Genomic DNA, 240 nt, shown 5'->3' with positions numbered 1-240 from the left:
CATTGTGTTGCCTTGAAGTAGTTCCAGCACTCATGTGGGGTGAATTGGTCGCAGACATGGCCGATGGCCTTCCACAAATCGTCATATGTTCTGGCCTTTGCCTGTCTGAGCAAGGCCTTGAGTTTTGAGATCGCCTTCTCAATTGGATTGAGGTCGGGCGCGTATCGCGGCAGGAACAGCACCGATGCACCGCGTTCCCCAATCGCCCTTGCGGCTCTCGGGCTTTTGTGGACGTTGAGA

The 240-nt window shown here is 55.0% G+C and carries 1 protein-coding gene; it reads right to left on the bottom strand.

Annotated elements, in window-relative coordinates:
* Positions 1 to 240: transposase (locus tag E1297_RS00195; RefSeq protein WP_196223061.1), on the bottom strand; the 240-nt coding region annotated here is incomplete at both ends.

Source organism: Roseibium sp. RKSG952 (genome assembly GCF_009711355.1).
The sequence above is the reverse complement of the archived record's forward strand: the minus strand, read 5'-3'. Positions and strand labels throughout refer to the sequence as shown.